Source organism: Natranaerovirga pectinivora (assembly GCF_004342165.1).
GTDB lineage: Bacteria > Bacillota > Clostridia > Lachnospirales > DSM-24629 > Natranaerovirga > Natranaerovirga pectinivora.
In genome coordinates this window covers 34,735-61,657 of the sequence record NZ_SMAL01000008.1, presented here as the reverse complement: position 1 = coordinate 61,657, position 26,923 = coordinate 34,735, and the positions used below count along the sequence as shown (strand labels likewise).

Annotated in this window: 24 protein-coding genes and 2 riboswitches; of the genes, 19 read left to right on the top strand and 5 right to left on the bottom strand. The window is 31.3% G+C overall.

The genetic code is table 11. The annotated features are described in order from the left end of the window. Positions 1-56: 56 nt before the first annotated feature. The 4 genes from EDC18_RS11240 (at position 57) to EDC18_RS11225 (ending at position 5,617) form a co-directional block, all read left to right on the top strand. Positions 57-2,198, top strand: coding sequence for a methyl-accepting chemotaxis protein (locus tag EDC18_RS11240; protein WP_132253225.1), 2,142 nt, complete (start codon positions 57-59; stop codon positions 2,196-2,198). 206 nt (positions 2,199-2,404) lie between these two features. Continuing rightward, positions 2,405-4,219, top strand: coding sequence for a translational GTPase TypA (typA, locus tag EDC18_RS11235; protein ID WP_132253223.1), 1,815 nt, complete (start codon positions 2,405-2,407; stop codon positions 4,217-4,219). Positions 4,220-4,616: 397 nt separating this feature from the next. Further along, positions 4,617-5,321, top strand: a complete 705-nt coding sequence (locus EDC18_RS11230) for an AzlC family ABC transporter permease (protein WP_207669199.1) — start codon at positions 4,617-4,619, stop codon at positions 5,319-5,321. Beyond that, positions 5,318-5,617, top strand: a complete 300-nt coding sequence (locus EDC18_RS11225) for an AzlD domain-containing protein (RefSeq protein WP_132253221.1) — start codon at positions 5,318-5,320, stop codon at positions 5,615-5,617. The genes EDC18_RS11230 and EDC18_RS11225 overlap by 4 nt, the downstream gene beginning before the upstream one ends. Position 5,618: 1 nt before the next feature. Here EDC18_RS11225 and trhA read toward each other — a convergent pair whose 3' ends face one another. Continuing rightward, complete coding sequence (trhA, locus tag EDC18_RS11220; protein WP_442929362.1) at positions 5,619-6,275, bottom strand: PAQR family membrane homeostasis protein TrhA; 657 nt, start codon at positions 6,273-6,275, stop codon at positions 5,619-5,621. 539 nt (positions 6,276-6,814) lie between these two features. Between trhA and EDC18_RS11215 the strand changes: the two genes are divergently transcribed. The 6 genes from EDC18_RS11215 to trxB all read left to right on the top strand — a co-directional run bounded on the left by EDC18_RS11215 (position 6,815) and on the right by trxB (position 12,404). Next, positions 6,815-8,416 (top strand): DEAD/DEAH box helicase, encoded by a 1,602-nt coding sequence (locus EDC18_RS11215; RefSeq protein WP_132253218.1) that lies wholly within the window; start codon positions 6,815-6,817, stop codon positions 8,414-8,416. Positions 8,417-8,569: 153 nt separating this feature from the next. Further along, on the top strand, positions 8,570-8,914 hold the full coding sequence (locus tag EDC18_RS11210) for a hypothetical protein (protein ID WP_132253216.1): 345 nt from the start codon (positions 8,570-8,572) through the stop codon (positions 8,912-8,914). 103 nt (positions 8,915-9,017) lie between these two features. Then, positions 9,018-9,485 (top strand): hypothetical protein, encoded by a 468-nt coding sequence (locus EDC18_RS11205; protein ID WP_132253215.1) that lies wholly within the window; start codon positions 9,018-9,020, stop codon positions 9,483-9,485. Positions 9,486-9,579: 94 nt separating this feature from the next. Next, positions 9,580-9,680: riboswitch (SAM riboswitch) on the top strand. Between the two features lie 102 nt (positions 9,681-9,782). Continuing rightward, positions 9,783-11,057: an O-acetylhomoserine aminocarboxypropyltransferase/cysteine synthase family protein gene (locus tag EDC18_RS11200; protein WP_132253213.1), complete on the top strand. Its 1,275-nt coding sequence runs from the start codon at positions 9,783-9,785 to the stop codon at positions 11,055-11,057. Positions 11,058-11,175: 118 nt separating this feature from the next. Further along, the gene (locus EDC18_RS11195; protein ID WP_132253212.1) at positions 11,176-11,403 is read left to right on the top strand and encodes a hypothetical protein; all 228 of its coding nucleotides are present in this window, start codon (positions 11,176-11,178) and stop codon (positions 11,401-11,403) included. Between the two features lie 74 nt (positions 11,404-11,477). Beyond that, positions 11,478-12,404, top strand: a complete 927-nt coding sequence (gene trxB, locus EDC18_RS11190; RefSeq protein WP_132253210.1) for a thioredoxin-disulfide reductase — start codon at positions 11,478-11,480, stop codon at positions 12,402-12,404. Between the two features lie 134 nt (positions 12,405-12,538). On the opposite strand, the gene nrdJ is transcribed toward trxB, so the two are convergent. The 3 genes from nrdJ to EDC18_RS11175 all read right to left on the bottom strand — a co-directional run bounded on the left by nrdJ (position 12,539) and on the right by EDC18_RS11175 (position 17,511). Further along, positions 12,539-14,893 carry a ribonucleoside-triphosphate reductase, adenosylcobalamin-dependent gene (nrdJ, locus tag EDC18_RS11185; protein ID WP_132253209.1) on the bottom strand — a complete coding sequence of 785 codons (2,355 nt, stop codon included), beginning with the start codon at positions 14,891-14,893 and terminating at the stop codon, positions 12,539-12,541. 285 nt (positions 14,894-15,178) lie between these two features. Further along, positions 15,179-16,213: a 2-hydroxyacid dehydrogenase gene (locus EDC18_RS11180; RefSeq protein ID WP_132253207.1), complete on the bottom strand. Its 1,035-nt coding sequence runs from the start codon at positions 16,211-16,213 to the stop codon at positions 15,179-15,181. A gap of 200 nt (positions 16,214-16,413) precedes the next feature. After that, positions 16,414-17,511: a KamA family radical SAM protein gene (locus EDC18_RS11175; RefSeq protein WP_132253205.1), complete on the bottom strand. Its 1,098-nt coding sequence runs from the start codon at positions 17,509-17,511 to the stop codon at positions 16,414-16,416. 468 nt (positions 17,512-17,979) lie between these two features. Between EDC18_RS11175 and EDC18_RS11170 the strand changes: the two genes are divergently transcribed. Both EDC18_RS11170 and EDC18_RS11165 read left to right on the top strand, forming a co-directional pair. Further along, positions 17,980-19,080, top strand: a complete 1,101-nt coding sequence (locus EDC18_RS11170; RefSeq protein ID WP_132253203.1) for a C40 family peptidase — start codon at positions 17,980-17,982, stop codon at positions 19,078-19,080. 155 nt (positions 19,081-19,235) lie between these two features. Further along, the gene (locus tag EDC18_RS11165) at positions 19,236-19,448 is read left to right on the top strand and encodes a hypothetical protein (protein WP_132253202.1); all 213 of its coding nucleotides are present in this window, start codon (positions 19,236-19,238) and stop codon (positions 19,446-19,448) included. Here the strand turns inward: EDC18_RS11165 and EDC18_RS11160 are convergent. Further along, positions 19,445-19,723, bottom strand: coding sequence for a DUF503 domain-containing protein (locus EDC18_RS11160; RefSeq protein ID WP_132253200.1), 279 nt, complete (start codon positions 19,721-19,723; stop codon positions 19,445-19,447). The two genes, EDC18_RS11165 and EDC18_RS11160, sit on opposite strands and share 4 nt — an antisense overlap. A gap of 170 nt (positions 19,724-19,893) precedes the next feature. Between EDC18_RS11160 and EDC18_RS11155 the strand changes: the two genes are divergently transcribed. The 7 genes from EDC18_RS11155 to hpf all read left to right on the top strand — a co-directional run bounded on the left by EDC18_RS11155 (position 19,894) and on the right by hpf (position 26,614). Next, positions 19,894-20,232: a PilZ domain-containing protein gene (locus EDC18_RS11155; RefSeq protein ID WP_132253198.1), complete on the top strand. Its 339-nt coding sequence runs from the start codon at positions 19,894-19,896 to the stop codon at positions 20,230-20,232. A 122-nt stretch (positions 20,233-20,354) separates the two neighbouring features. Next, positions 20,355-21,056, top strand: coding sequence for a PHP domain-containing protein (locus EDC18_RS11150; RefSeq protein ID WP_132253196.1), 702 nt, complete (start codon positions 20,355-20,357; stop codon positions 21,054-21,056). A gap of 53 nt (positions 21,057-21,109) precedes the next feature. Beyond that, the gene (locus tag EDC18_RS11145) at positions 21,110-21,589 is read left to right on the top strand and encodes an NADH-quinone oxidoreductase subunit NuoE family protein (RefSeq protein ID WP_132253194.1); all 480 of its coding nucleotides are present in this window, start codon (positions 21,110-21,112) and stop codon (positions 21,587-21,589) included. Between the two features lie 19 nt (positions 21,590-21,608). Then, on the top strand, positions 21,609-22,004 hold the full coding sequence (locus tag EDC18_RS11140; RefSeq protein ID WP_132253192.1) for a (2Fe-2S) ferredoxin domain-containing protein: 396 nt from the start codon (positions 21,609-21,611) through the stop codon (positions 22,002-22,004). A gap of 16 nt (positions 22,005-22,020) precedes the next feature. Beyond that, a complete protein-coding gene (locus tag EDC18_RS11135) occupies positions 22,021-23,814 on the top strand; it encodes an NADH-ubiquinone oxidoreductase-F iron-sulfur binding region domain-containing protein (RefSeq protein WP_132253190.1) in 1,794 nt (597 codons plus the stop codon). A gap of 49 nt (positions 23,815-23,863) precedes the next feature. Further along, positions 23,864-25,624, top strand: a complete 1,761-nt coding sequence (locus EDC18_RS11130; RefSeq protein WP_132253188.1) for an NADH-dependent [FeFe] hydrogenase, group A6 — start codon at positions 23,864-23,866, stop codon at positions 25,622-25,624. Positions 25,625-26,083: 459 nt separating this feature from the next. Further along, on the top strand, positions 26,084-26,614 hold the full coding sequence (hpf, locus tag EDC18_RS11125) for a ribosome hibernation-promoting factor, HPF/YfiA family (RefSeq protein ID WP_132253186.1): 531 nt from the start codon (positions 26,084-26,086) through the stop codon (positions 26,612-26,614). A gap of 110 nt (positions 26,615-26,724) precedes the next feature. Continuing rightward, positions 26,725-26,912, top strand: a riboswitch (cobalamin riboswitch). Positions 26,913-26,923: the final 11 nt, after the last annotated feature.

The window sequence follows — 26,923 nt, the reverse complement described above, 5'->3', positions numbered from 1 at the left end:
AGAGAGTATACATTCATTTATACATATATATTTTAAGCTTAAGGGAGGCACCTTTGATGAAATCTAAAAGAAAAACCACTAAACTAAAATTTAGCAATAATATTAAATTGCCTAAAATTAAATTACCAAAAATCAACAAAAGGATTAAGTCTCCGAAATTGAACCTTAAAAAGTTTAAAGTTAAAGGAATACAATTCTCAAGTTTATCTACACAAATGGTCTTACTATTACTCGTAACCATAGTAATTCCTGTAATGATTACTGCCTATATTTCATCTAGTACATCATCTAAAGAAATGATATTACAAGCAAAAAATCAGTTGGCTGAATCTAATGCTAAAACAAGCGATTATTTTTCTCTAATGTTAAGACAAATAGAAGTTGCACAAATTCAACTTTTAGATGACGCAGTTCTTAATGATTTTTTCGTTGAAACTCAATCAAATGGAAGAGTAGGTACTGCAGCAACTTTAGTGACAAGACGTTTTACAAGTTTAATAACAGCCAATCCATTTATATCATCTATATACATTATTAGTGACAATGGACATACAGTGGCAGCTCCTTCATATATTAATCACAACACGGATATGAATAAACTCAGACAGTATGATTGGTATAATAGAATAGTAAATGAAGGCGGACAAATTTGGATTGACAACCATAGTGGGATAATCAATGTAGATACAAATGATTATATATCTTCTGTAGGTAACTACTTTAGGTTTGGTAGAGTTAGATTCGTAGCTATTTTTGATATAGATAAAAGAAATTTCCTAAGAGAACTTGAAAACAATAGTGAAAGTGACTTAAACTTAAGTACTTTTATAATAACCCCTGATGGTAATGTTATATCGTCAGAAGGTATTGTAGAGAATGAGTTATTTGACTTAATAAAGAATAAAAGTACTGATCAAAATCATGAAGTATTCATAGAACCTTTTAATAAGGAAAATCACATAATTTCTTATACACAAAACCAAAATGGTTGGATTTTTATAAATGCTGTTCCTGAAAAAGACATATTAGGTGTCATAAATAATATGCAATTAAATTTAACATTATTGGCTATATTATTTTGTATCATCGCTGTTAGCGTAGGTATTATAATTTCATTAAGAATGACTAAATCAATGAAAGAATTAATGAGTTCTATGAAAAAAGCTGAAGAAGGAGATTTAACAATTGAATTATTTATTAATAGAAAGGATGAAATAAAAACCCTTTCAGATACATTTAACTCAATGGTTAAACAAATCAAAGAGATTGTTTCCACAAGTCAGCAGGTGGCAATAGATGTAAGCGATTCCACCAGTCATATAGCATCAAGAACAAAACAATCTAATGAAATTTCTATTGAAATTCAAAAAGCTGTTGAAAGTGTTGCAGAAGGAGCTAATGAACAATCAAAAGAAATTGAAAAAAGTGTAACTTTGGTTACGGAATTAGCATCTAAAATAAATCTTGTGGTTAATGATATTAAAGTGATTAATAGCGATTCAGATAATGTGAGAAAAATTACGGATAAAGGAATTGAGACAGCTAATATTTTGATTGCTAAAAATGATGAAGCCAATGCAATAACGGAAGAAGTAGTTAATGCAATGAGTGAATTAAATAAATATGTGCAAGATATAGAAAAAATCATTAGAATTCTGAACAATATATCAGAGGAAACTAAATTATTGTCTTTAAATGCATCTATAGAAGCTGCTAGAGTTGGTGAAGCAGGTAGAGGTTTTGCAGTTGTTGCGAATGAAGTAAGCAAACTAGCTACCCAATCCTCTCAATCTACTAAAGAAATAGAAGCAGTAATTGCAAGAATTCTTGATCAATCTAAAAAATCTGTTGAAGCCGTTAAAAAATCTGAAGAGATCAATGCACAACAATATGAAGCAGTACATGGATCTTCTAATTCGTTTAATGATATTAAGGTTTCGACTAATGAATTCATTCAAAAATTAAAAGGTGTTTTAGTATATATTGAAGAGATGAATTCATTTAAAGAATCCGTTGAAGAGAGTATGTATACAATGGCAAGTGTGTCTCAGATGACTGCTGCATCTACTGAAGAAGTAACAGCATCTATAGAAGAGCAAAATAGCACGTTAGATGAAATTACTAATGATATTTTAACTTTAGAAGAAAAAGCAGAGGAATTAACTAAAATATTAAAAGATTTTATTGTAAACAAATAATCAAATAAAAAAAACAACGCATTTTAGTACTAGTGACTATAATACAATAAGAAAAGACACATACTTTGTGTCTTTTTTTGTTGTGAAAAAGTTGCATTATCCTATAAATTCTAGTATTATATATAAGTTGTGACAAAAAATAATAATGAATATTAACTCAATAGATTCATATATAAACGTTTTTCAATAAGAAAGTAGGATAATAAATGAACGAAAGAAAAGACATTGTAAATATCGCAGTAATTGCCCACGTAGATGCTGGTAAATCTACTTTAGTAGATGCATTGCTTAGTCAAAGTGGTGTTTTTAGACAGAATGAAGCTGTAGTAGAATGTGTAATGGATAGTAATGATTTAGAAAGAGAAAGAGGTATAACAATATACTCTAAAAACTGTGCTATAGAGTATAATGGGGTTAAAATTAATATTGTAGATACACCTGGACATGCTGACTTTTCATCAGAAGTAGAAAGAATTATAAAAACAGTTGACACTGCAATTCTGTTAGTAGACTCAAGTGAAGGTCCTATGCCTCAAACTAGATTCGTACTACAAAAAGCATTAGAAATCGGTTTAAAACCAATTTTATTTATTAATAAAATAGATAAGAAAGATCAAAGAGCAGAAGAAGTTGTTGATATGACTTTTGACTTATTTGCTGACCTAGGTGCTACTGACGAGCAACTTGAATTCCCTATTCTTTACGGAATTGCAAAAGAAGGTATAGCTAAAAGAGAATTAGAGGATGAAAGTGTTGATTTAACACCACTTTACGATCAAATATTAGAGCATGTAGATATATACCCAAATAGAGATGACGAACCAACTCAAATTCAAGTTTCTGCTTTAGGATACGATGATTATATTGGTAGACTTGGAATTGGACGTATTACACGTGGTGTGGTAAAAACCAATCAAGTTGTAACCATTACAAAAAGAGATGGTCAAGTTCAAAAAGGAAAAATCTCAAAAGTATTTGTAAATGAAGGATTAAAAAGAGTTGAAGTTTCAGAAGCATACAGTGGAGATATCGTAGTATTAGCAGGTATTTCTGATATATCAATTGGTGAAACCATTTGTGATGTGAATACTGTTGAAGCATTGCCATTGATTGAAATTGAAGAACCAACACTATCTATGAATTTTATTGTTAACAACTCTCCTTTTGCTGGGAAGAGTGGTAAATATGTTACAACAAGACATATTAAAGATAGATTAGATCGTGAATTAGAAACCAATGTAGGTCTAAAAGTTGAAACTTTAGAAGGTGCAGATGGATATAAAGTATCTGGTAGAGGAGAGTTGCATTTATCTGTTCTATTAGAGAATATGAGAAGAGAAGGATATGAGTTATCTGTTTCAAAACCAGAAGTTCTTATCCATAATGTAGATGGTAAAAAAGAAGAGCCTTTTGAGAAAGTAATCATTACCCTTCCAGATCAATACAGTGGAACAGTTATTTCTAAATTAAACCTTAGAAAAGGTGTAATGGAATCAATGGGTACTGAAAATGACTATACTAAATTAGAGTACTTGGTTCCTACAAGAGGTTTGCTTGGATATAGAAGCGAATTTATAAACGATACAAGAGGCGAAGGAACATTGGTTAGAACTGTTGATGGATTCTACCCACACTGTGGAGAAATTCCAAGAAGAAATAACGGTGTTTTAATTTCTCAAGAAGGTGGCACAACTATGGCTTACTCACTATTTAACTTAAGTGAAAGAGCTCAATTATTTGTTGGTCCTTCTGTAGAGGTTTATGAAGGTATGATCATTGGAATGAACAGTAGAAAAGAAGATATGACAGTTAATCCTTGTAAAAACAAGAAGTTAACAAATACAAGATCATCTGGAGCAGATGATGCTATCAAACTTCTTACACCGAAAGAATTTACTTTAGAAGAGGCATTAGAATTTATTGAATCTGACGAACTTGTTGAAGTAACGCCTGATGCAATAAGATTAAGAAAGAAAATTCTTAATGAAGGCGATAGAGTTAGATTAGGTAGAAAAAAATAGAATAGGCTATTGAAAAATTTATATATATGATTACAATAGAAAAGTAGAGATTGATTCTGCTTTTCTTTTTTTTGAGATTGTCATGGGGTCGGTAGTCTACTTAGGGGTAATATAGTTAACTTGGCTGCCTTTCTCTGGCGACTGGTCAACGCCAAGTCAATTATATTAGACCTAATTAGACAAGGTCCAGGTGATTTTAAGGTGCACCACTTTACATAGAAAAAATAAGTAGACCTGTTTTTTTTGCATCACGGTAATTCACGGGTTGATGGCATATGTATATATCGGATTGGCGTCGACCGGTCGCCAGAGAAAGGCAGCCAATTTGATGTATACATATGCCATCAACAACGGACCCATCAATATTATAAATACAAATAAAAGGGAGGAAAAAAGGTTGAAAAAACAAGATTTTATAGGCGGCTTAAAGCTAGGCCTTCCTATAGCCATAGGCTATATCCCAATAGCCATTACTTTTGGTCTGATCATAAGAGCCTCAGAGATTCCAACATCAGCAGGGATAATGATGTCTTTTGTTGTATTTGCAGGTGCAAGTCAGTTTATTGGTGCTAATTTAATGATGTATGGTGCCTCTATTATAGAAATTGTGCTCACAACTTTTATATTAAATTTTAGACATTTTTTGATGTCTACATCTTTGTCTCAAAAGGTAAGTAAAAATACTTCAAAAAAACTACTAAGCATTATTTCCTTTGGTATCACAGATGAAACATTTGCCGTAGCGTCACTTCAAGAAGAGGGATTGATAAACCCATATAAATTATTAGGATTGAATTTTATTGCGTATGCTTCTTGGAATTTTGGCACTTGGTTAGGTATATTTGCAGGAGATGCATTGACAGAAGGGATAAGGAACAGTTTAGGGATTGCTTTATATGCAATGTTTATTGGATTGTTGGTACCTAGTTTAAGAAAAGGAAAAGATGTAATCATAGTAACAGGATTGGCAATAGTTATAAATTCGATAATTTATTGGGTTCCATTATTATCGAATATATCTGTGGGATGGCGAATTATTATATCGACGGTCATTGCCTCTTTTATAGGATCTAGACTTTTTGAATTGGAGGGAGAAGTGTGAGATATTACATAACAATTCTATTAATGGGTCTTGTTACTTTTTTACCACGTTGGATTCCTATGACAGTATTAAACGATAAAAAATTATCTCCAAGAATAGTAAAATTTTTAAAATACATACCATTTGCTGCATTAGGATCACTCATATTTCCTGATATTATTTATTCAACAAATGATGTTTCATCAGCTACAGTTGGAACCATAATAGCTATAGTATTTGCCAGTTTTAAGCTAAATATAGTTCTTGTTGTTATAGCTGCCATTCTTGGAGCTTATTTATTTGAAATACTTCTATAAATTATATTTGCATAGGTAATATATAAAGATACATTAACATAAAGTGGCAAAAGCTTCCGCCCATAACGAATAAATGAAATAATTCGTGAAAGCCAAAATGTTTAAATTTGAAATGTGGCCACTTAAGTGCGTAGATTAATCCTCCTAGAGTATAAATAATCCCACCTGCTAAAAGCCAATAAAAAGCAGCGGTAGGTAAAGCTTTTAATAAGGGGTTAAATGCAATAATAACTAACCAACCCATGAGAATATAAATGCCTGTTGAAAGCCAACGAGGTGCATTAATCCATAAAGCTTTTAGGATGATACCGCCAAGCGCTATGGTCCAAATAATTGTGATCAAGGTAAATCCCCAGAATCCTTGTAGTGCAATTAAGCATATAGGCGTATATGATCCTGCAATTAATACAAATATCATCATATGATCTATTCTATGGAGAATGGCACTTAATTTTGGTTTGTTTACTGAATGATAAACTGTACTGGCTAAATATAATAAAATTAAACTAGCTCCAAATAAAGTGAATGAAGTAACATGTAATAAAGTTGTGTTTTGGATAGATTTAAATACCAGTAAAGAAGCAGCTATAATAGATAAAATCATTCCAATAAAATGGGTTAAAGCACTAATAGGGTCTTTGATTTTCATAATTATCATTCCTTTCTAACTAAATCGAGATGTAGTTATTGTAACTACATTACATTATACTGATATAATATCATATAGTCTAATTATATGCAAGAAGCAAATAATAATTACTAGTAGGATAAGTCGATTTTGTAATTTTATACCTATATTGAATAATATAATTCCTAAAAGTTAACGTTATTTGACTAATTCTACCTAAGTTTTTAAAATTGTTAATAATGAATATACTTAGGTAATTAAACTGTGTTATAATGGAATGTAAAATTCTTTGCTTAAAGAATAATCTAATGGGATAAGTTTATACTATAAAATATAGACTTACATTCGAATGTATTATTAGGAATGCAATATTACTAGTAACTATTTAAGTAATCTTTATAATAAAAGACTACTTGTGACTCATCTAAACCCACTTAATGATAGGTTGCAAATAAATAACAAAGTATGATAATACGAGAGCGTTTTTTTAGATATAGAGAAATTCATGGTAATGAATTTCGACAACGGAAGTAAAGAATTTTGAATAACTTAATAAAGGAAGGTAATTAATGGAAACAGTTAGATTTGAAGAATTAAATATTTCAGAACCAATAAAAAGAGCGATAAGTGATATGGGGTTTGAGGAAGCTACCCCAATACAAACTAAGTCAATTCCTGTTATATTAGCAGGTAAGGATGTAGTTGGACAAGCACAAACAGGTACAGGTAAAACAGCATCATTTGGTATTCCGATTTTAGAAAAAATCGATCCAAAAAATAAAAAAGTGCAAGCGGTTATCTTATGTCCAACAAGAGAGTTGGCATTACAAGTTGCTGAAGAAATGAGAAAACTTACGAAGTATATGAGTGGGATCTCCACATTGCCTATTTATGGTGGTCAACCTATAACTAGACAAATTCAAGCTTTAAGAAAAGGTATTCAAATCATTATCGGTACACCTGGGCGTGTAATGGATCATATGAGAAGAAAAACCATTAAATTAGATGATATTCATACAATCGTTCTTGATGAAGCCGATGAAATGTTAAATATGGGTTTTAGAGAAGATATTGAAACTATTCTTCTTCAAACACCTGCAGAAAGACAAACAATACTTTTTTCTGCAACAATGCCAAAAGCAATTTTAGATATAGCAAAAACATACCAAAGAAATCCTGAAGTGGTAAAAGTAGTTCATAAAGAACTAACAGTTCCTAATATAGAACAATTCTATTTTGAAATCAAACGTCAGGACAAATTTGAAGCCCTAACAAGATTAATTGATATATACAATCCGAAACTATGCTTGGTATTTAGTAATACTAAAAAGCAAGTTGATGAATTGGTATCCTTACTTCAAGGTAGAGGATACTTTGCAGATGGTCTTCATGGTGATTTAAAACAATCACAAAGGGATCGTGTTATGAGTAGTTTTAGAAATGGTAGTACTGAAATACTAGTAGCAACTGATGTTGCTGCAAGGGGAATTGACGTAGATGAAGTTGAAGCAGTATTTAATTATGATGTGCCTCAAGATGAAGAATACTATGTTCACAGAATCGGTAGAACAGGTAGAGCTGGTAGAGTAGGAAAAGCTTTTACTTTTGTAGTTGGTAAAGAGCAATACAAACTTAGAGATATTGAAAGATATACTAAGACAAAGATTAAAAGAGAAAGAGTTCCAAGTATTAATGATGTTGAAGAATTTAAAACCAACACAATGATGGAAAAAATTAGCAATATAATAGAAAATGAAAACCTTAGCAAACAAATTTATCTAGTTGAAAAAATTCTTGAAGGTGACCATAATTCAATAGATGTTGCTGCTGCATTATTAAAGATGTTAATGGGTAAAGAAAAAGAAGAAAAAGAAGAAGCAGCAACATATGACGAGAACTTTGAAGGAACAGGTGCTGAACCAGGAATGGTAAGGTTATTTATTAATGTAGGTAAAAAACAGCAAGTTAGACCAGGGGACATAGTAGGTGCTATAGCTGGTGAAACAGGTATGTCAGGAGATTTAATTGGTATTATTGATATGTATGATAAATACACATTTGTTGAAGTGCCAAGAGATTATGCAAGTAAAGTTCTTGACATTATGAAGGATAATAGAATTAAAGGTAAAACAATTAACATAGAACCAGCAAATTCTAAGAATAGTAAATAAGATAAGATAAAAAGAACACATAAGTGTTCTTTTTAATTTATAAAGAAATTATTTACAAATATATTTAATATTGATATAATTTAATAATGTAGATTAATAAAGTGAAAAACAAGTCAAGGGCTAGTTTTATTTTTTATAGTGGGGGCTATAATTATGGAACATTGTAACAAGATTTTATTATTTAATGTTTTAATGATATGTTTTTTTGTTAACCGTATCTCTTTATTGAAGTTAATTTTTTATTCCATCGGAATTAGTATGGTTCTAACAATCATCGCTTTAAATATTTATAGAATCACAGGTGTTACAATTAATATCTCTAAGTTTACGAGAAGAATGGTTTTACTATTAGGGTTAATACTAACGGTAGCAACCTTATTTAATGAAGTTTCATCAATAATACTAATTATATTTGTGAGTTTATTTGTTGTAATAGGAGCAATTACTGAAGTTGGGATTAGAGAGATAAAACCAAACAGTACGAAAGAAATTGTATAGCAATATGCAATTTCTTTGATTATATGGTATGAAAGAGCAAGAATGGGCGTAGAATAAATTTAAGGATTTTTATGATTAAATAGACTAAAAGGAGTGACATAATATGAAAAGAGTAATGATAATAATAAGTATACTTTTATTACTTGTAACCGCTTGTGCAAGACAAGATAAAACTTTGCCACCTGAACAAGATATAATAGAAAATGGTCAGGATATGGATCAAGATATAATTGATGAAGAAATAGAAGATGGTATAGGTGAAGAAGAAGGTAACGTAATAGAAGATGAGAGAGAAGAAGTGAATGACCCTGAGGAAAATGAAGTGGATGACTTGGATTTTAATATGGCTACAGGTATTTATATTGGAGCCATTGATAGTAATTCAGTAGAAATAAACGTACAGGAAATTCCAGAAGGTAGTACAGGTATTAGAGTTTTTGCAATTTCAGAAGGTATTGTTTCAGAAATTGCTTTAAGAGATTTAAACACAAATGATCGAATTAAATTCCAATATTATTTTAACGAGGACTTTCATAGAGATTTAATTGTAGAAATAGTAAAAATAGATTAATTAGTAATATAATTATAACTAAGTAAATAAATATGTAAAATAGGTATTGATTTCTTAAATTAAGTATGATATATTAAACTAAATTAAATAATTGCTCTTATAAAGAGAGGTGGAGGGACTGGCCCGATGAAACCCGGCAACCGATACAAAAGTATTATGGTGCTAAATCCTGCAGAAAAAACTGAGAAATAAGAGGAGATAAGAATATTAAGCTCCTTGTTTAGGGGCTTTTTTTGATAAATGAATAGAGCGTATTTAATTTATAAAAATAATAATTAAATGATAGGAGTGTTTTTTATGAATTGGAATGAATTTAATTTTGAAACAAAACAACTTCACGCTGGACAACAACCTGATCCAACAACGGGATCTAGAGCAGTACCTATATATCAAACAACATCATATGTATTTGATGACTATGATCATGCAGCTAACTTATTTGCATTAAAAGAAAGCGGTAATATATATACAAGAATTATGAATCCTACAACAGATGTATTTGAACAAAGAATGGCTGCACTTGAAGGTGGTGTAGGGGCATTAGCAGTAGCTTCTGGGTCAGCTGCTATATTATATTCAATTATTAATATTGCGAAAGCAGGAGACGAAATTATCGCGGCCAATACATTATATGGTGGTACTTATAACTTATTAGCCAATACATTAAAAAGATTTAACATAACAACAAAATTTGTTGATCCTGATGACGTAGAAAACTTTGAAAAAGCCATTACTGATAAAACAAAAGCTGTATTTATTGAGTCTATCGGTAACCCAGGCATTAATATAATTGATATTCAAAAAGTTGCTGATATTGCCCATAATAATAATATACCTCTTATTATTGATAATACTTTCGCCACACCATACTTATTAAGACCTATTGAGTATGGAGCGGATATCGTTGTTCATTCAGCTACTAAGTATATTGGTGGACACGGAACATCGATTGGTGGTGTTATTATAGATAGTGGTAAATTTGATTGGGCTGCTAGTGGTAGATTCCCAGAGTTTACAGAGCCAGACCCAAGTTATCATGGATTGGTATATTCAGAAGCACTAGGTAACCTTGCATATATCATTAAAGCAAGAGTAACACTTTTAAGAGATATGGGGGCTTGCATTAGTCCATTTAATTCATTCTTATTATTACAAGGATTAGAAACTTTATCCCTTAGAGTTAAAAAGCATTTAGAGAATACCAATGAAGTAATTAATTTCCTTAAGAATCATCCAAAAGTTACTTGGGTAAGTTATCCAAATCTTGAAGATAGCAAATACTACGACTTAGCAAATAAATACTTTAAAGATGGTGCTGGGGCGATATTTACATTTGGTGTTAAAGGAAATCCAGATGTTTTCATTAATAATCTTCAGATTTTCTCACTACTTGCCAATGTTGCAGATGCAAAATCTTTAGTAATCCACCCAGCTAGCACAACTCATCAACAATTAAGTGATGAAGCACAGTTAGCTGCAGGAGTAACAAAAGATATGATTAGATTATCTGTTGGCCTTGAAGACGCTAAGGACTTAATAAAAGATTTAGAAAATGCACTAGATAAGCTTTAAAGAAGATAGAGAAACCAAGAGATTAATAATCTCATTGGTTTCTTTAAGTTTAAAAAGAAAAATTTACTTGACTACTATGTTTGTATATCGTAATATTATAATATAAGGAGGTAATGCTATGAAAAAGCACCCGCTATGGTTAAATATATATTTAGTAATTGGAATTATAATTTCCTTTTTTGCATTAATTAAATCTTATATAGACAAAATAAACTTACCTCCAAATGTTTGTCCAATAGAAAAAAATAATAATATCTTGTATTTAGGTATTTTCTTACTTATAAGTTATTTAGTAATAGCATTTGGATACGATTGGTATAATAAAAATATTAAATCTAGTAATTAATTCTTCTAAGGATTATTAGTATATAATAAGAGTATTGTATTGAACTTGTAATATAAAATAGGAGTGAATAAATAATGGAAAACAGTATTTATGATTTGATTATTATTGGAACTGGCCCAGCAGGGCTAACGGCTGCAATTTATGCAGAAAGAGCAAAACTTAAAACTTTATTATTAGAAAAAAATCCAATGAGCGGTGGGCAAGTTGTTAATACTTATGAAGTTGATAATTATCCAGCACTTCCTGGTATAAATGGTTTTGAACTTAGTATGAAAATGAGAGACCATGCAGAACACTTAGGTGCTCAAATCAAATCCGAGGAAGTAACAGAATTGGATTTAGAATCAAAAATCAAAAAAGTCGTTACATCTGAGGGAACCTACGAATCTAGAACAATTATATTTTCTACAGGGGCATATTGGAAAAAGCTTGGTGTAGAAGGAGAAGAAAAATTCTCTGGTTTAGGTGTTTCTTATTGTGCAACTTGTGATGGGGCTTTTTTTAGAGATAAGACCGTAGCTGTTGTTGGCGGAGGAGATGTAGCAGTTGAGGACGCTATTTTCTTAGCCAGATTATGTAAAAAAGTGTATGTTATTCATAGAAGAGATGAATTCAGAGCTGTTAAAATACTTCAAGACAAACTTTTTGAATTAGAAAATGTTGAAGTCATTTGGGATACAGTTGTTAATAAAATAGATGGCAGTGATGGCGTTACAGGAATTAATATTACCAATAGAAATACAGATGAAAATAGGGATATAGCAGTTGATGGCATATTCATTGCTATAGGTACCATACCACATTCGGATATGGTTAAAGGCGTTGTAGATCTAGACGACAGTGGCTATATTTTAGCTGATGAGAGTTGTAAAACAAATGTACCTGGTGTGTATGCAGCAGGAGATGTAAGAAAAAAACCATTAAGACAAATTATAACAGCCGCATCAGATGGTGCAACATCAGTATATTCTGTAGAACATTATATAATACAAAACTTCTAATGGTTTATAAAATTAAGCATCGACTTTGTCGATGCTTTTATATTGTAGACAAACTCATAGGTACAAGGATTTTTATTATATATGAGTGTAATAGCGTAGCCAAGGATGGTGCAGCGAAACCCTTGATATACTGTTTATCTTATTGGGCAAACCCCATTATCACAATTATCATCACCTAAATCCAGTTCTTCACCTTTTTCGTATTTTGATATTAAATTAGGAATAAAAGGTTTCATTACTGAGACTCTAGCATTATATTCTTCTTCGCTAATGGCTTCATAAGGTAATAATTGATAAAAATTATCATCTAAAGATAAAAAGGACACAGCTACAATATCATCCCAGTTATGCCATACCCATTCTTCTACGGCTTCCCATTCATGTTCACGAACATGGATTGTTATGGAACAATTATGATCTACATAGTTTTCCATAAACAGTTTATAATTTTCTAATTGTTCAAGGGCAGAAACATCGTATTTAGTCGTACCATTAGGTGCTTTAACAGGAAACTCAATAACTTTTGTAGAGCAAGTCTCTAATTCTTGACCTACTTCAGGGAAAATAGGGTATTCTAATTCTTCACATACTTTTACAAGAGGATCATTGGCATTAATGCGGACACGTCTTATATAGTAGGGTGAATGAGAATAATGAACACCACTAGAGACAGTTGGTAGTTGGCTAAGAGTTCCTTCAGGTTTGACTGTAGTAACCAATAGGGGTGGGTTTTGACCAATCTCTTCTGCATATTCTTTTGCTTCTTTTTGAGCAATGGTTCTTAATTCTGATAAGAGTGACCCTTGAGCCTCTTTGTCTAGAGAAAGGGCATTTACCAAATCTTGCCAACCTGTTAAGGAGCATCCAATAAGTTTGTCTCTATTTTGTACATAATCCCATTCAGGAATTTCTAAATCAACGCAAGTCATTCTATAACCAGCCCTTGCTGATAACTTTTGGGCTTCAAGTAATTCTTTTTTATTAAGGGTCCCATCTTCAGTTATAAAGGATGCCACATTGATAGTGGTCAGATTGCATAATCCTTTTGAATCTAGTAGGATTTCTCCACAAGGATTCACACCATTCATATTCGGTCTGCGTTTAGATCCAGCAACTTCATTTACCCATCCTGGTTCACCAGAATATCGCATTTGTTCTAGTTGCCAGTGAAGTTGTTCTCTAGATGGTCTGGACTTGTAATAAATAGAATTATTACTCATTTGTCTATGAATGATTTCATTATCTACAATCCACTGCCCATCAATTTGTTTGTATAAATTGCTTTTAGCTTCTATGGATTCTTTATCATCAGCATCTACTAATACTATTTCAGCAGTTCTTCGTACACCACCAACAACAACATTTTCGCCAATAATATTTGAAAAATCTAAGCAATCTATTGGCTTTAATTTTATATAAGTTTTACTAGCAACCAATCCACGTTTTTTAATAATACTGGTTATTTTAATAAACATATTTTTTAAACTTGTATGGCCACTTGCTGTTCCCCCAAAGGTTTTAAGTCTTTCGCCTTTTGGTCGTACATGGTTGTAATTTATAATTATTGTATTAATGTGCCTATATTCATTGCTATAAATAAGTTTGAAATAATAGTCAAGAGATTGAACCCAGCCTTCTTTACTATCACCAATTGTTATTAATGCAGTATTATTATGGCTAAAAGTTAAACTTGTACTGTCTTCTCTTTTGTCCTTAGGAACAGGGGTATAATCTTCATTAATTATGTCAAAATTGGTTCTAATCTTTGGTAGCTTTTCAATATCAGATTTAAGAATTCTTACACCAACGCCAGATCCGATCATTAGTAAGTAAAATAAATCTTTAAAAGCACCAAAGTTATCAATAACTTGGAAGGCACAGTTATAGTTAGCCATTGGGTAATTTTTAGCTACATCTGTACCGCCTACCCAAAATGTTCTTCCAGATAGAAATTGACGGAGATTGAATATGTTATCGTATAATTTTTCTGCTTCAGATTTTGTTGTAGGTACCAAACTACAATTGTATTCAACAGCTCGTCTAACCGTTTCCCACCAATATTCTCTTCGGTTTTCTTTTGGTAGCCATCTTGAATAGGTTCTATAGTAAACGAAGTTACCGAGTTGTTTCATAGGATTAGATCTATGTTTATATTTGCTTATAAATTCATCACTAAGCAATCTACCATCAATACGTTTTGTTCTTGTATCTCTAGTTTTATCTCTTTCATATCGATATAAGATAAAGCGTTTTGCTGCATCTTTTCTAGGGGAGTCCATTAAATGCTTTTCAACTAAGTCTTGGATTAGTTCTACAGAAATTGCTTGAGTATGATTTTCTAATGTTTCTTCAATCTGAGAGCAAATCATTTTTGCAAGAGCAGAGTCAATACCATCCTTAGTTTCTGCCATAGAAAGCTCGATAGCGGTGATGATTTTATTGCTATTAAAATTTGTAATATTGCCATTTCTTTTTATAATTTGAATCATAGAGAACACCTCTTATACATTATATGGTTGTTAATGCGAAACAATACACTATATATTGTACCACAATAAAAACCAGTGTCAATAAATAATTATTATAATTTGAGCATATTGCCATATAAAGATGTAGTATTTGCTGAAAGTGAGAGATTTATTAAGAATGGCTATATGAAATAGAGAAAAGGACAGGTGTTATATCTGTAAATAAACATAAAAAAAGATGGCAAGCCATCTTTTTTTTGACACTTTATATACTTGGGAGGTTGATATTTAAACAGAATGTATTCATTAACTGTTTGTGTTTTTAACAGAACATCCTGTAGTATCACATTTTAAAGTTATTTCGTTAATTAGCGTTTTGTTATTTTTTAATTGATTAATACTATCTAATGTGGTTGTAGTAATGTTTAACAAGGCATCTTTTGTAAAGAATGCTTGATGGGATGTTATTAGTACATTAGGAAAACCTAATAACCGTGTTAAAACATCATCTGTTATGACTCTTTCAGAATAATCTTCATAGAAATATTCTTCTTCCTCTTCGTAAACATCTAGTCCTGCAGATCCAACCTTTTTTTCTTTTAAGGCTTCAATAAGATCTATAGTGTGTATGAGTTTACCTCTGCCGGTATTAATAATCATAACGCCATCTTTCATTTTTGATATTGTATCTTCATTAATGAGATACTCTGTTTCTTTTGTTAGAGGGCAGTGAAGAGATATAATATCACTTTTTTTATAGAGTTCATCTAAAGTTGTGTATTGGTAGCCTAAACTTGCTGCGCTTTTTTCATCTTCAACAATATCATAAGCTATAACCTGACAACCAAAACCTTTTAAAATTTGGATTAACACTTTAGCGATTTTACCTGTACCAATTATTCCCACTGTTTTATTATGCATATCAAAGCCTAGAAGCCCATTAAGAGAGAAGTTCATATCTCTTGTTCTATTGTAAGCTTTGTGAATTTTTCTGTTAAGGGTTAACATCATTCCTACAGTAAATTCTGCAACAGCATATGGTGAATAAGCAGGTACATTAACAACTTTTAATCTGTTATTAAGTGCTGCAAAATCAATGTTATTATAACCAGCACATCTTAGTGCAATCATTTTAACACCATATTCTGCCAACTGATCAATAACGATTTTAGTTACCTCATCACGTACGAAGACACAAACAACATCAAAACCTTTTGCTAATAAAACACTACGAGCAGTCAATCTTGACTCATAAAAAGTAAATTCTAAATTATACTCTTTATTCATAGCTTCAAATATTTGTTGGTCATAAGGTTTTGTATCAAAGAATGCAACCTTCAAGAAACCACCTCCTAAAGGATGCTTATATCAATAATGAAATTCATTATCAATATAAGTTAATTATATAATGGGTCACAGATCTTTGTCAATACTTTTTAATTATTCAACTAGTATATTATTAATAAAAAAGACAACCTTTATTCCTTTAATTAAAAAACAAAAAAAGTAGAGAAGGATTAGCTTCTCTACAAGTAAAGGTTTTATTCAAGATCAAACAACCAACATTCATCTGTTAGTGGTTTTGAGAAAATACGACCCGTATCATTGATATCTTTTGCTTGATGATACTTAAAAAGTACATCACTTTCATTTAATTGACCTAGTATTTCTATTTTTCCTCGTACATGGGACAAAGCATAACGAAACCTTTTAGCATGTCCATTCAATTTAGATTTGGCTTCTTCAACAATTTTTATGCCATCCTTTATGGATATTTGGAAGCTACTAGCAACACCTTTTACTGGTCTGCATTGGAAGACATAATAAGGCACTACACCTATTTGAGTAAGAGATCTCATTAAATCAACTAATGTATCTGGATTGTCATTAACATCTTTTAGAAGAACAGTTTGATTCCCAACAACAATATTTTGATTTTGCAACTCGGCAATTGCTTTTTTGGCTTCATCAGTGATTTCGTTAGGATGATTAAACTGAGTAACAACGTAGATACGTTTTTCTTTGTTATATTTATTTAAAACTGATAAAAGTTTATCGTCAGTGAATATTCTTTGTGGAAATACAACAGGGGTTCTTGTACCAAAACGAATAAAGTCAAGGTGTTCAATTTCACATAATTGTTTCAGTAATTTTTCTATAATATCAGTGTCTAGTAAGAAAGAGTCGCCCCCAGAAATTAGTACATTACTAACTTCTTTATGCTCTTTTATATAGTTAACGGCTTCGTCAAACATTCTCAGCGTTTCGCTACTATTTAAACCAACTAGTCTTTTTCTAAAACAATGTCTACAGTACATTGCACAAGTTGTTGTAGACAGCAATAATACAGTAGGTTTATATTTGTGTTGTAAACCTTGCATTTTAGTGTTTTGTTGTTCACCACTTGTATCCTCAAGGCCTGCAACGTCGAACTCAGTTACAGATGGTATAGACATTTTTTTTATTGGATCCATAGGATCTTCAGTATTGATAAGAGATAAGTAATATTTTGTTGTTGACATTGGATAGGAATCGATTAAGTGGCCAAGCTTTTCTTCTTCCTCAGGTGTAAGTGTAAAATATTTTTTTAAATCCTCAACAGTTGTTGCATTTTCTCTTAAAGCTTTTTTCCAATTCAAAATTCGCCCCTCCTCATTTAGTAAAAATGTACTATATAAAAATAGTCGCCGATTAATATTATAACATAAAGTCAGTTTCTTCTCAAATTGTTTTAAATATACACAGGCTAAAAAAATGGTGAAAATTAGATAAAAAGTCACGTATTAAGAGTTTATATTATAAAATTAGACATAAAAGATAAAAAGCTTAATAGGGAAAACATTTAGCAAGAAAAAATATTTAGCGAGATAGGCACTACTTTGTAATAACTTTGTAATAAGCCATTAACACTATTTAGTAAGCCATTAGAACTATAGTTTTATGGTCATAGAATAAGGGTTTTATTAATTGTAAAAAATGGAAATTTGTCTTTTAATCTTTTTTATTGACATTTTCTAATAATATTTGTATAATATGGGTGTAACATTTAGTTAATAAATTCGTAATATATTATAATCATATATTATCTCTATAGTAGGAGGCAGAAAATGAAAAAGCATCTTAGGAAAGTCACATTTGGTTTAATAGGTTCATTATTATTAACAAGTAATATATATGGAGCAGAAAAAGGTGTAGTAAATACAAATATTTTAAATGTTAGATCAGGTCCAGGTACACATTTTAGTGTTACTTCTCAACTTAGAAGAGGCCAAGAAGTAGAGGTTATTGACTCATCTAATGAATGGCTTAAAGTAAATCTAAACAACCAAGAAGTGTTTTTACACTCTGATTTTGTAAGTATCATAGAAGTGCCTGTTCAAGAAGAAAGTATTGTTCAATTACAAAGACAAGCAATTGTTGATACAGACATATTAAATGTAAGATCTACACCGTCTGTAAATGGGACACGTATTACTCAATTGAGAAGAGGAGAAAAGCTTGGTGTAGTAAGTCAAAGTGGTGAATGGTACCTTGTAACAGGACCAAATAACATTGAAGGATTTGTACACGGAGATTTTATAAGATTTGCAGAGGATAAAACAGTTCTTTCTGAACAAAATCAAGTTAAAGAACTTATTGCAGTAGTGGATGTAAATGTACTTAATGTAAGACAAGAACCAAATACGAATTCAAGTATAATTGGTAAAACATATAGATTCAATCAATTAAAAGTTGTTAGAGTTTTAGAGGAATGGGTAGAAATCGTACAAACTGATGGAAGAACAGGGTATGTATCTAAAGACTTTACAACAATTAGAGAAATAGAAAGCTTTGAAAATGTAGATAGAATTAGGCAAGAAGTTGTTGATTATGCAAGACAATTTTTAGGAAATCCTTATAGTTGGGGCGGTAATTCTTTAACAGATGGGATAGATTGTTCTGGATTTACACAACAAATTCTAGGAAGATTTGGATTTAATATAAGTCGTACGTCTCGTACTCAAATAAATGATGGGGTAAGAATTAATAGAAATGAACTATTACCTGGAGATTTAGTTTTCTATGGAAATAATAATAGTATTTCACATGTGGCTTTATTTATTGGAAATGGACAAATTATACATGCAAGCAATAGAAGAACTGGAATTATCATATCTAATATAGATTATGGGACACCTTATATTGGTGCAGCAAGAATTATAAATTAAATATAAAAATGGGTATTGCAAGTTTTAAGCAATGCCCATTTTTTTGTCTTTATATCTTATGGTCCTATAATAATAAAATAAAGTTAAGGAAATACTATATTGAAACTTATATAGCAAAAAATCTAACTTAAAGGTTTTATTAGGAGGTTTTCCATATGGGTATACAAAGAAATATAAAGCAAAGTTTAGAGTTATCATATTCTTCATTAAAGGAAGTAAAAAGTTATTTAAATAATGCACACCAATCTATTAATGATGAAGAAATGAAGTCTGAAATTAAAGATAACATAAAAACAGTTAATGAGCTTATAACAAACTGCGAAAATATAACTAAAACATATGAAAAGCAACAAGGACAAAATAATTAAAACCAAGGGTCCTTTTTGATAATATCCACATTATAATTACCTTCGATAAATTCTAATACAGAGCAGATGGTTTGGTCACAAATTAGGTTGGTATTACCAACACAACTTATACCAATTTCTGCTTTGTTATGAATTTCTTGACTGCCAACTTCTGATATGCTTACATTAAATTTTTGCCTTGATTTTTCAAGAATACTTTTTAAAACACTTCTTTTATCTTTTAATGAATAAGAATCATAAATAAGAATATTTATAGAACAAGATTCTACGATCATGATTATTAACCTCCTATAATATGTGTTAGTTCGGTAAAATATAACAATAATTATACCATAGTGAAATATAATTTGTGCTAATTGATATAAATATATTTTACCTTAAAATATCTTATGTTATAATATACATATAAATAATTTTTAAATTGTTTTTATAAGGAGCGTTATCTATGGAGGAGAAAAGAAGAAGTAAAAGAATACCAGTAAAAATTCAACTAGAAATTAATACATTATTTAAACAAAACTATATTTGTCTAGAAAATATTAATACAGAAATAGAAGTTGTAGATATTTCAAGAACTGGTTTAGCATTCTTAACAAATTACGAGCTTCCATTAGACTATTATTTTAATGCAAAAATTGAATTGGCCAATAAAGATTTTTTCTATGCTGTTATTAAAATCATTAGAAAAGAAAAACAAGGCGACTATATAAAATTTGGTTGTGAATTTATTGGATTGGCGGAGTTTCTAGCAAATAAAATTGTTATGTATGAAGAGACGCTTTAATGTTATTATTTTGATGATTTTACACTATATTAATTTACACAATATGTATTTTTTGTTATAATTAAACATATTATCTATTATTATCCCAAAACTTGTCAATATTTTAACAAGAAGAGGTGTGTATGTTATTAAAATATGATTTACATATTCATACAGCTTTATCTCCTTGTTGTCATAATGATATGACACCCAATAATATTATAAGAATGGCATTTTTAAATAACTTAAAAATTATTGGTATAACAGATCACAATAGTTGTGAAAATGTAAAAGCTGTGATGGACTTAGGAAAGGAATATTCCATTCTAACAGTTCCAGGAATGGAGATTGAAACCAAAGAAGAAATTCACGTATTGTGTTTTTTTTCTAACTTACATAATGTATACAATATGCAAAAATACATCCAAGATCACATGACAGTGAATCAAAATAATCCTAAATTATTAGGAGAGCAACTGATATTTGATAAATATGATAATATTATAAAAACAGAAAAAAGATTACTCTTAACGGCTACTGGACTATCAATTAATAAGATTTATTTAAAAACCACGGAATTAGGGGGAGTTATGGTTCCTGCCCATATTGATAGGCCTAGTTATAGTATTATATCTAACCTAGGATTGATACCAGAAGATTTAAATATAAAAAACCTAGAAATATCTAGGCATGTTACTAGAGAAGCCTATATAGAAAAGTATAAGAATTATAATATTCTACAGTCCTCAGACGCCCATGAATTAGGATATATTGGTATTTGTGAAGGTGTTTTAGATATAGAGGAATTTACCATTGAATCAATTATTAATCAATTAAGTAGGTAATAATAAGTTAAAAATATATCAATAAAAAAGAATTATAACAAGGAGGAATTTGAATGGTATCCAATGAACAGCTTTCTGATGCAAAGTTTAAAGAATTAGAAGATTTCATTGATTCTTTAGTAAGTACAAAAGGAGAATTGATTCGTGTTTTACATAAAGCACAACAAATATTCGGGTATTTACCAAAAGAGGTTCAATATTTTGTTGGTAGAAAATTAGGTGTACCAACAGCTAAGGTATTTGGGGTTGTAAGTTTTTATTCCTATTTTGCAATGGAGCCAAAAGGGGAACATAATATTTCAGTTTGTATGGGAACAGCCTGTTATGTTCGTGGGGCTGAAAAAGTCTTAGATGAATTTAAAAGACAATTAGGAGTGGAAATAGGCAAAACAACGGAAGATGGAAAATTTTCAGTAGAAGCCCTTCGTTGTGTTGGTGCTTGTGGATTAGCACCAGTCGTATTGGTTGGAGAAAAAGTATATGGTAGGGTAACTGTTGAGATGGTAAAAGATATATTAGATGAGTATAAATAAATGCTTAGGAGGTTTTAGTATGGGAAAAATAAAATCTTTAGAAGAATTAAAAAAATTAAAAGAAGAAGTAAAATCAAAAATTAGCATTAGAGAGCAAGGGGATAATATCCAAAACCTCACCCATATAAAGATTGCAATGGCTACTTGTGGTATTGCATCTGGTGCAAGAGAAGTAATGAATTATATTATTGAAGAATTGGCTAAAGAGAATATAGATGATGTAGTGGTGACTCAAACAGGTTGTATGGGTTATTGTTATGCAGAACCAACCATAGAAGTAACCATACCAGGCCAAGAGCCTGTTGTGTATGGGGATGTAACGAAGGAAAAGGCAAAAGAAATATTAGAAAAACATATTAAAATGGGTGAATTAGTAGATGGCATTATACCTATTACCCACAAAACAATAGAATAAGTGAGGAGGCTGAAATATGGCTAATTATAAAACACATATATTGGTCTGTGGGGGAACAGGTTGTAAATCTGCTCAGGCTGATGATATTATAGGTAATTTAATGGTTGAATTAGCGGCAAATAATATGGATACAGAAGCTCAAGTATTGAAAACAGGTTGCTTTGGTTTTTGTGAAAAAGGCCCTGTTGTAAAAATATTACCTGATAATACTTTTTATGTCGAAGTAAAACCAGAGGATGCAAAAGAGTTAGTAAGTGAACATATTGTTAAAGGTAGAAAAGTAGAGCGATTATTATATATTGATCCAGAAACTAAGAAAAGAATTTCTGATTCCAGTCAAATGGATTTTTATAAAAAACAAATGAGAATTGCATTAAGAAACTGTGGATTAATAGATCCAGATGTTATTGATGAATACATTGCAAGGGATGGCTATCAAGCATTAGGTAAAGCCCTAACAGAAATGTCACCTAGTGAAGTTATAAAAGTAGTAAAAGATTCAGGCCTTAGAGGACGTGGGGGAGCAGGTTTTTCTACAGGTTTAAAATGGGAGTTTGCAAGTAAATACGATGCAGATCAAAAATATGTTGTATGTAATGCAGATGAAGGAGATCCAGGTGCTTTTATGGATAGATCCATTTTAGAAGGGGATCCTCATAGCGTTTTAGAAGCCATGGCCATTTGTGGTTATTCTATTGGTGCTACTAAAGGTCGTGTATACATTCGAGCAGAGTATCCTTTAGCCATTAAAAGACTGCAAAAGGCTATTGATGACGCAAGAGAGTATGGGTTATTAGGGGAAGATATTTTAGGTTCAGGATTTGATTTTGATGTTGAGATATCCCTTGGAGCAGGGGCTTTTGTTTGTGGTGAAGAAACAGCCCTTATTCATTCTATGGAAGGTGAACGTGGGGAACCAACAACAAAGCCACCATTTCCAGCTGAAAGTGGGTTCTGGGGAAAACCTACAAATGTTAATAATGTAGAAACCTATGCCAATATACCCATTATCTTATTAAAAGGGGCGGACTGGTATGCTTCTATTGGAACAGAAAAGTCTAAAGGAACAAAAGTATTTGCTTTAGCAGGAAAAATCAATAATGTTGGACTAATCGAAGTGCCTATGGGCACCACGCTACAAGAAGTTATTTATGATATCGGTGGTGGTATCAAAGATGGTAAGAAGTTTAAAGCGGTTCAAACAGGAGGACCATCTGGAGGTTGTTTGACCAGTGATGACTTAGACACACATATTGACTTTGATAATTTAATTGCCAAAGGATCTATGATGGGATCAGGTGGTATGATTGTTATGGATGAAGACGATTGTATGCCAGCAGTTGCTAAATTCTATCTAGAATTTACCCAAGAAGAATCATGTGGCAAATGTACCCCATGTCGTATTGGAACAAAACGTTTGCTAGAACTATTAGAACTAATATGTGATGGTAAAGGGACTATGGAACATTTAGAGGAGTTAAAAAGATTAAGTTATGTCATCAAAGACACGGCTTTATGTGGGTTAGGCCAAACAGCACCAAACCCAGTGTTATCAACAATTGCCATATTTTGGGATGAATATGTTGCCCATGTAAAAGATAAAACCTGTCCATCAGGCCAGTGTCAAAACTTATTAAAATATATTATAGAAGAAGACAAATGTGTTGGCTGTACACTATGTGCAAGAGTCTGTCCAACCAATGCCATTGAAGGGGAAGTTAAAAAGACCCATGTCATTATTCAAGATAAATGTATTAAATGTGGCGCTTGTATGAGCAAATGTAAATTCAAAGCCATATTTAAGAAATAAGTATATCATCTCGGGATAAACAAAGTAAAAAAGAAAAGGAGTGTATACTGTGTCAGATATTAAAATAACAATAGATGGAAAAGAAGTAGAACTTCCAATAGGAAGCACAATCCTTCAAGGCGCTCAAAAACTAGGAATACACATTCCAACACTATGTCACTTGGATTTACATGATATAAAAATGGTTAATCAATCAGCATCTTGCCGTGTGTGTGTTGTAGAAGTTGAAGGAAGAAGAAATCTTGCACCTGCTTGTGCAACCCCTGTTACCAATGGAATGGTAATTAGAACAAATTCTATAAAAGTGTTAAATGCTAGAAAAACAGTAGTAGAATTATTGATTTCTGATCACCCAAAAGAATGTTTGACCTGTTCAAAATCGGGACATTGTGAATTACAGGATCTTTCAGAAAAAATGGGGATAAGAAACATTAATATAACAGGTAATTCAATGTCTACATATAAAAAAGAATATACCACTTCTATAATAAGAGAAATGGATAAATGTATTATGTGTAGAAGATGTGAAACCATGTGTAATAATGTTCAGACCGTAGGGGTATTATCAGGTATCAATAGAGGTTTTGATGCTGTTGTTGCACCTGCATTTGATGAAAAATTAGAAGATACAGTTTGTACCCACTGTGGTCAATGTGTTGCAGTCTGTCCAGTAGGGGCATTATCAGAAGAAGATAGTACGTGGAGAGTAGTAGAAGCCTTAGCAGATCCTGAAAAAGTTGTTGTGGTTCAGACAGCACCAGCAACAAGAGTAGCATTAGGCGAAGCCTTTGGGTTAGAGCCAGGTACTGTTGTAACAGGAGAAATGGTAGCTGCCTTAAGAAGACTTGGATTTAACTATGTATTTGATACGGACTTTGCTGCAGATTTAACCATTATGGAAGAAGGAACAGAATTACTTGGTAGACTGGATAAGTACTTAGCAGGAGAAGAGGTAGCGTTACCTATTTTAACATCTTGCTGTCCAGCTTGGGTGAACTTTATAGAAAGTCAGTACCATGAATTAATAGATATTCCATCATCAGCCCGATCACCACAGCAGATGTTTGGTGCCGTTGCAAAAACTTATTTTGCAGAAAAACTTGAAATACCAAGGGAAAAGTTAGTTGTGGTTTCTATTATGCCTTGTTTGGCTAAAAAGTTTGAAGCATCAAGAGAAGAGTTTAGCGTAGAAGGTAATCCAGATGTGGATATCGTTTTATCTACTAGAGAATTGGCTCACTTAATTAAAAGAGCTAACCTTAACTTAAAAGAGTTGGAAAAAGAAGAATACGATAATCCACTAGGGATTTCCACTGGTGCAGGTTTAATCTTTGGCGTTACAGGTGGGGTTTTAGAAGCAGCCCTTAGAACATCCTATGAAATTAAAACGGGGAAAACCTTAGAAAAGATAGAGTTTGAACAAGTAAGAGGATTTGATGGCCTTAGGGTAGCTAGTGTTGATTTAGGAGGCATTACCTTAAATGTAGGCTTAGCCCATGGACTAGGGAATGCTAGAGATTTACTAGATGAAATCAAGGATGGCAATCCAAGAAATCTTCATGCCATTGAAGTAATGGCTTGTCCAGGAGGATGTATTGGCGGCGCAGGTCAACCATATCATCATGGGGATGTGAATGTTCTTAAAAAACGTACCGCATCTATTTACTCAGAAGAGAAAAACTTAACCTTAAGAAAATCACACGAAAATCCTGCAGTAAAAGAATTGTACGAAACATACTTAGGAAAACCAATGAGTGAAAAAGCACATCATTTATTACACACTCATTATTCTAAGAAAGAGAAGTACTAGAAAAAATACAGTTTAATTTAATGAAGGTGTAAGATTACAAAAAATCTTACACCTTTATTTTTTATTGATTTATTCAAATTACTCTTAATCTATATAAATGTATAAAAAGTATTAGTATATATTACAATAAGTACTACTACATATAAGCTGGGAAAAAAATTAACAAAAAGTTAACATAAAATATAGGGGTAATTAATATATCCACATTAATTTAATTCAAAAACCCTTAAAAATCTTTCCATTAACAATGTTATCCACATTATCCACAATATTTATGTTGACAAAATTTATTTATGTTAATAATTAATACAATGGAAGGCCTAGGTATAATAATTACTAATTCTTTCCTGTATATAAAAAAATGTAAAAAAAAAGAAGGATTTTTTAATTATATGGAGAATAATATAATAAGAGTTAAAGAATACTCTTATACATAAAGATATTTAAGGAGTTGATAGTATGCGCTATATTATAAGTGGAAGAAATATTGAAATGACAGAGGCACTGAAAAACGCAATCGAGGATAAGTTGGGGAAGTTAGAGCGCTTTTTTACTCCTGATACGGAAGCTCAAATCACTTTAAGTGTTCAAAAAGAAAGACACATTATTGAAGTGACTATTCCAGTAAAAGGTCAAATTATCAGAGGCGAAGAAGTAGATACGAATATGTATGCTGCTATTGATAATGTTGTTGATATTATTGAAAGACAACTTATTAAGTATAAGAAAAAAATTATAGATAAACATCACTCAGGCGGATCATTCAAAAAAGAATTCTTACAACAAGTTGAAGAACCAATTGATGATGATATAAAAATATTAAAAACAAAAAGATTTGCAGTAAAACCAATGGACGAAGAGGAAGCTTGCTTCCAAATGGAATTATTAGGACATAACTTCTTTGTATTTAGAAACAGTGAATCTGATGAAGTGAATGTTGTTTATAAAAGAAAAAACAATTCTTATGGATTAATTGAACCAGAATTCTAGAGAGTAAACAAAGAGCGTTGATGCATTCAACGCTCTTTTTAGCGTATTATATTGAAGCATTTAAAGAAAAAATTGACATATAATACATTATTTGATACCTTATAATAAAACTAAATCGTATGATATTAGGTTCTTAAGATAGAGTGTTCTTAAGATTAAAAGGGAAACAGGTGAAATTCCTGTACGGTCCCGCCGCTGTAATGGGGAGACTTTTTACATTAATGCCACTGAAAGATTGGGAAGGCGTAAAAAGTTGATGAACCAGAGTCAGAATACCTGCCTAATATTATGCACCAAATCTCTACGAGC

Bases quoted from the DNA above. Each gene is read 5' to 3' on its own strand.
- EDC18_RS11210 (WP_132253216.1), top strand. From the start codon at position 8,570: ATGGAACATTGTAACAAGATTTTATTATTTAATGTTTTAATGATATGT.
- trhA (WP_442929362.1), bottom strand. From the start codon at position 6,275: ATGATAATTATGAAAATCAAAGACCCTATTAGTGCTTTAACCCATTTT.
- EDC18_RS11165 (WP_132253202.1), top strand. From the start codon at position 19,236: ATGGGTATACAAAGAAATATAAAGCAAAGTTTAGAGTTATCATATTCT.
- EDC18_RS11140 (WP_132253192.1), top strand. From the start codon at position 21,609: ATGGGAAAAATAAAATCTTTAGAAGAATTAAAAAAATTAAAAGAAGAA.
- EDC18_RS11200 (WP_132253213.1), top strand. From the start codon at position 9,783: ATGAATTGGAATGAATTTAATTTTGAAACAAAACAACTTCACGCTGGA.
- EDC18_RS11215 (WP_132253218.1), top strand. From the start codon at position 6,815: ATGGAAACAGTTAGATTTGAAGAATTAAATATTTCAGAACCAATAAAA.
- EDC18_RS11155 (WP_132253198.1), top strand. From the start codon at position 19,894: ATGGAGGAGAAAAGAAGAAGTAAAAGAATACCAGTAAAAATTCAACTA.
- EDC18_RS11145 (WP_132253194.1), top strand. From the start codon at position 21,110: ATGGTATCCAATGAACAGCTTTCTGATGCAAAGTTTAAAGAATTAGAA.
- EDC18_RS11195 (WP_132253212.1), top strand. From the start codon at position 11,176: ATGAAAAAGCACCCGCTATGGTTAAATATATATTTAGTAATTGGAATT.
- trxB (WP_132253210.1), top strand. From the start codon at position 11,478: ATGGAAAACAGTATTTATGATTTGATTATTATTGGAACTGGCCCAGCA.
- typA (WP_132253223.1), top strand. From the start codon at position 2,405: ATGAACGAAAGAAAAGACATTGTAAATATCGCAGTAATTGCCCACGTA.
- EDC18_RS11240 (WP_132253225.1), top strand. From the start codon at position 57: ATGAAATCTAAAAGAAAAACCACTAAACTAAAATTTAGCAATAATATT.
- hpf (WP_132253186.1), top strand. From the start codon at position 26,084: ATGCGCTATATTATAAGTGGAAGAAATATTGAAATGACAGAGGCACTG.
- nrdJ (WP_132253209.1), bottom strand. From the start codon at position 14,893: ATGATTCAAATTATAAAAAGAAATGGCAATATTACAAATTTTAATAGC.
- EDC18_RS11170 (WP_132253203.1), top strand. From the start codon at position 17,980: ATGAAAAAGCATCTTAGGAAAGTCACATTTGGTTTAATAGGTTCATTA.
- EDC18_RS11150 (WP_132253196.1), top strand. From the start codon at position 20,355: ATGTTATTAAAATATGATTTACATATTCATACAGCTTTATCTCCTTGT.
- EDC18_RS11160 (WP_132253200.1), bottom strand. From the start codon at position 19,723: ATGATCGTAGAATCTTGTTCTATAAATATTCTTATTTATGATTCTTAT.
- EDC18_RS11135 (WP_132253190.1), top strand. From the start codon at position 22,021: ATGGCTAATTATAAAACACATATATTGGTCTGTGGGGGAACAGGTTGT.
- EDC18_RS11205 (WP_132253215.1), top strand. From the start codon at position 9,018: ATGAAAAGAGTAATGATAATAATAAGTATACTTTTATTACTTGTAACC.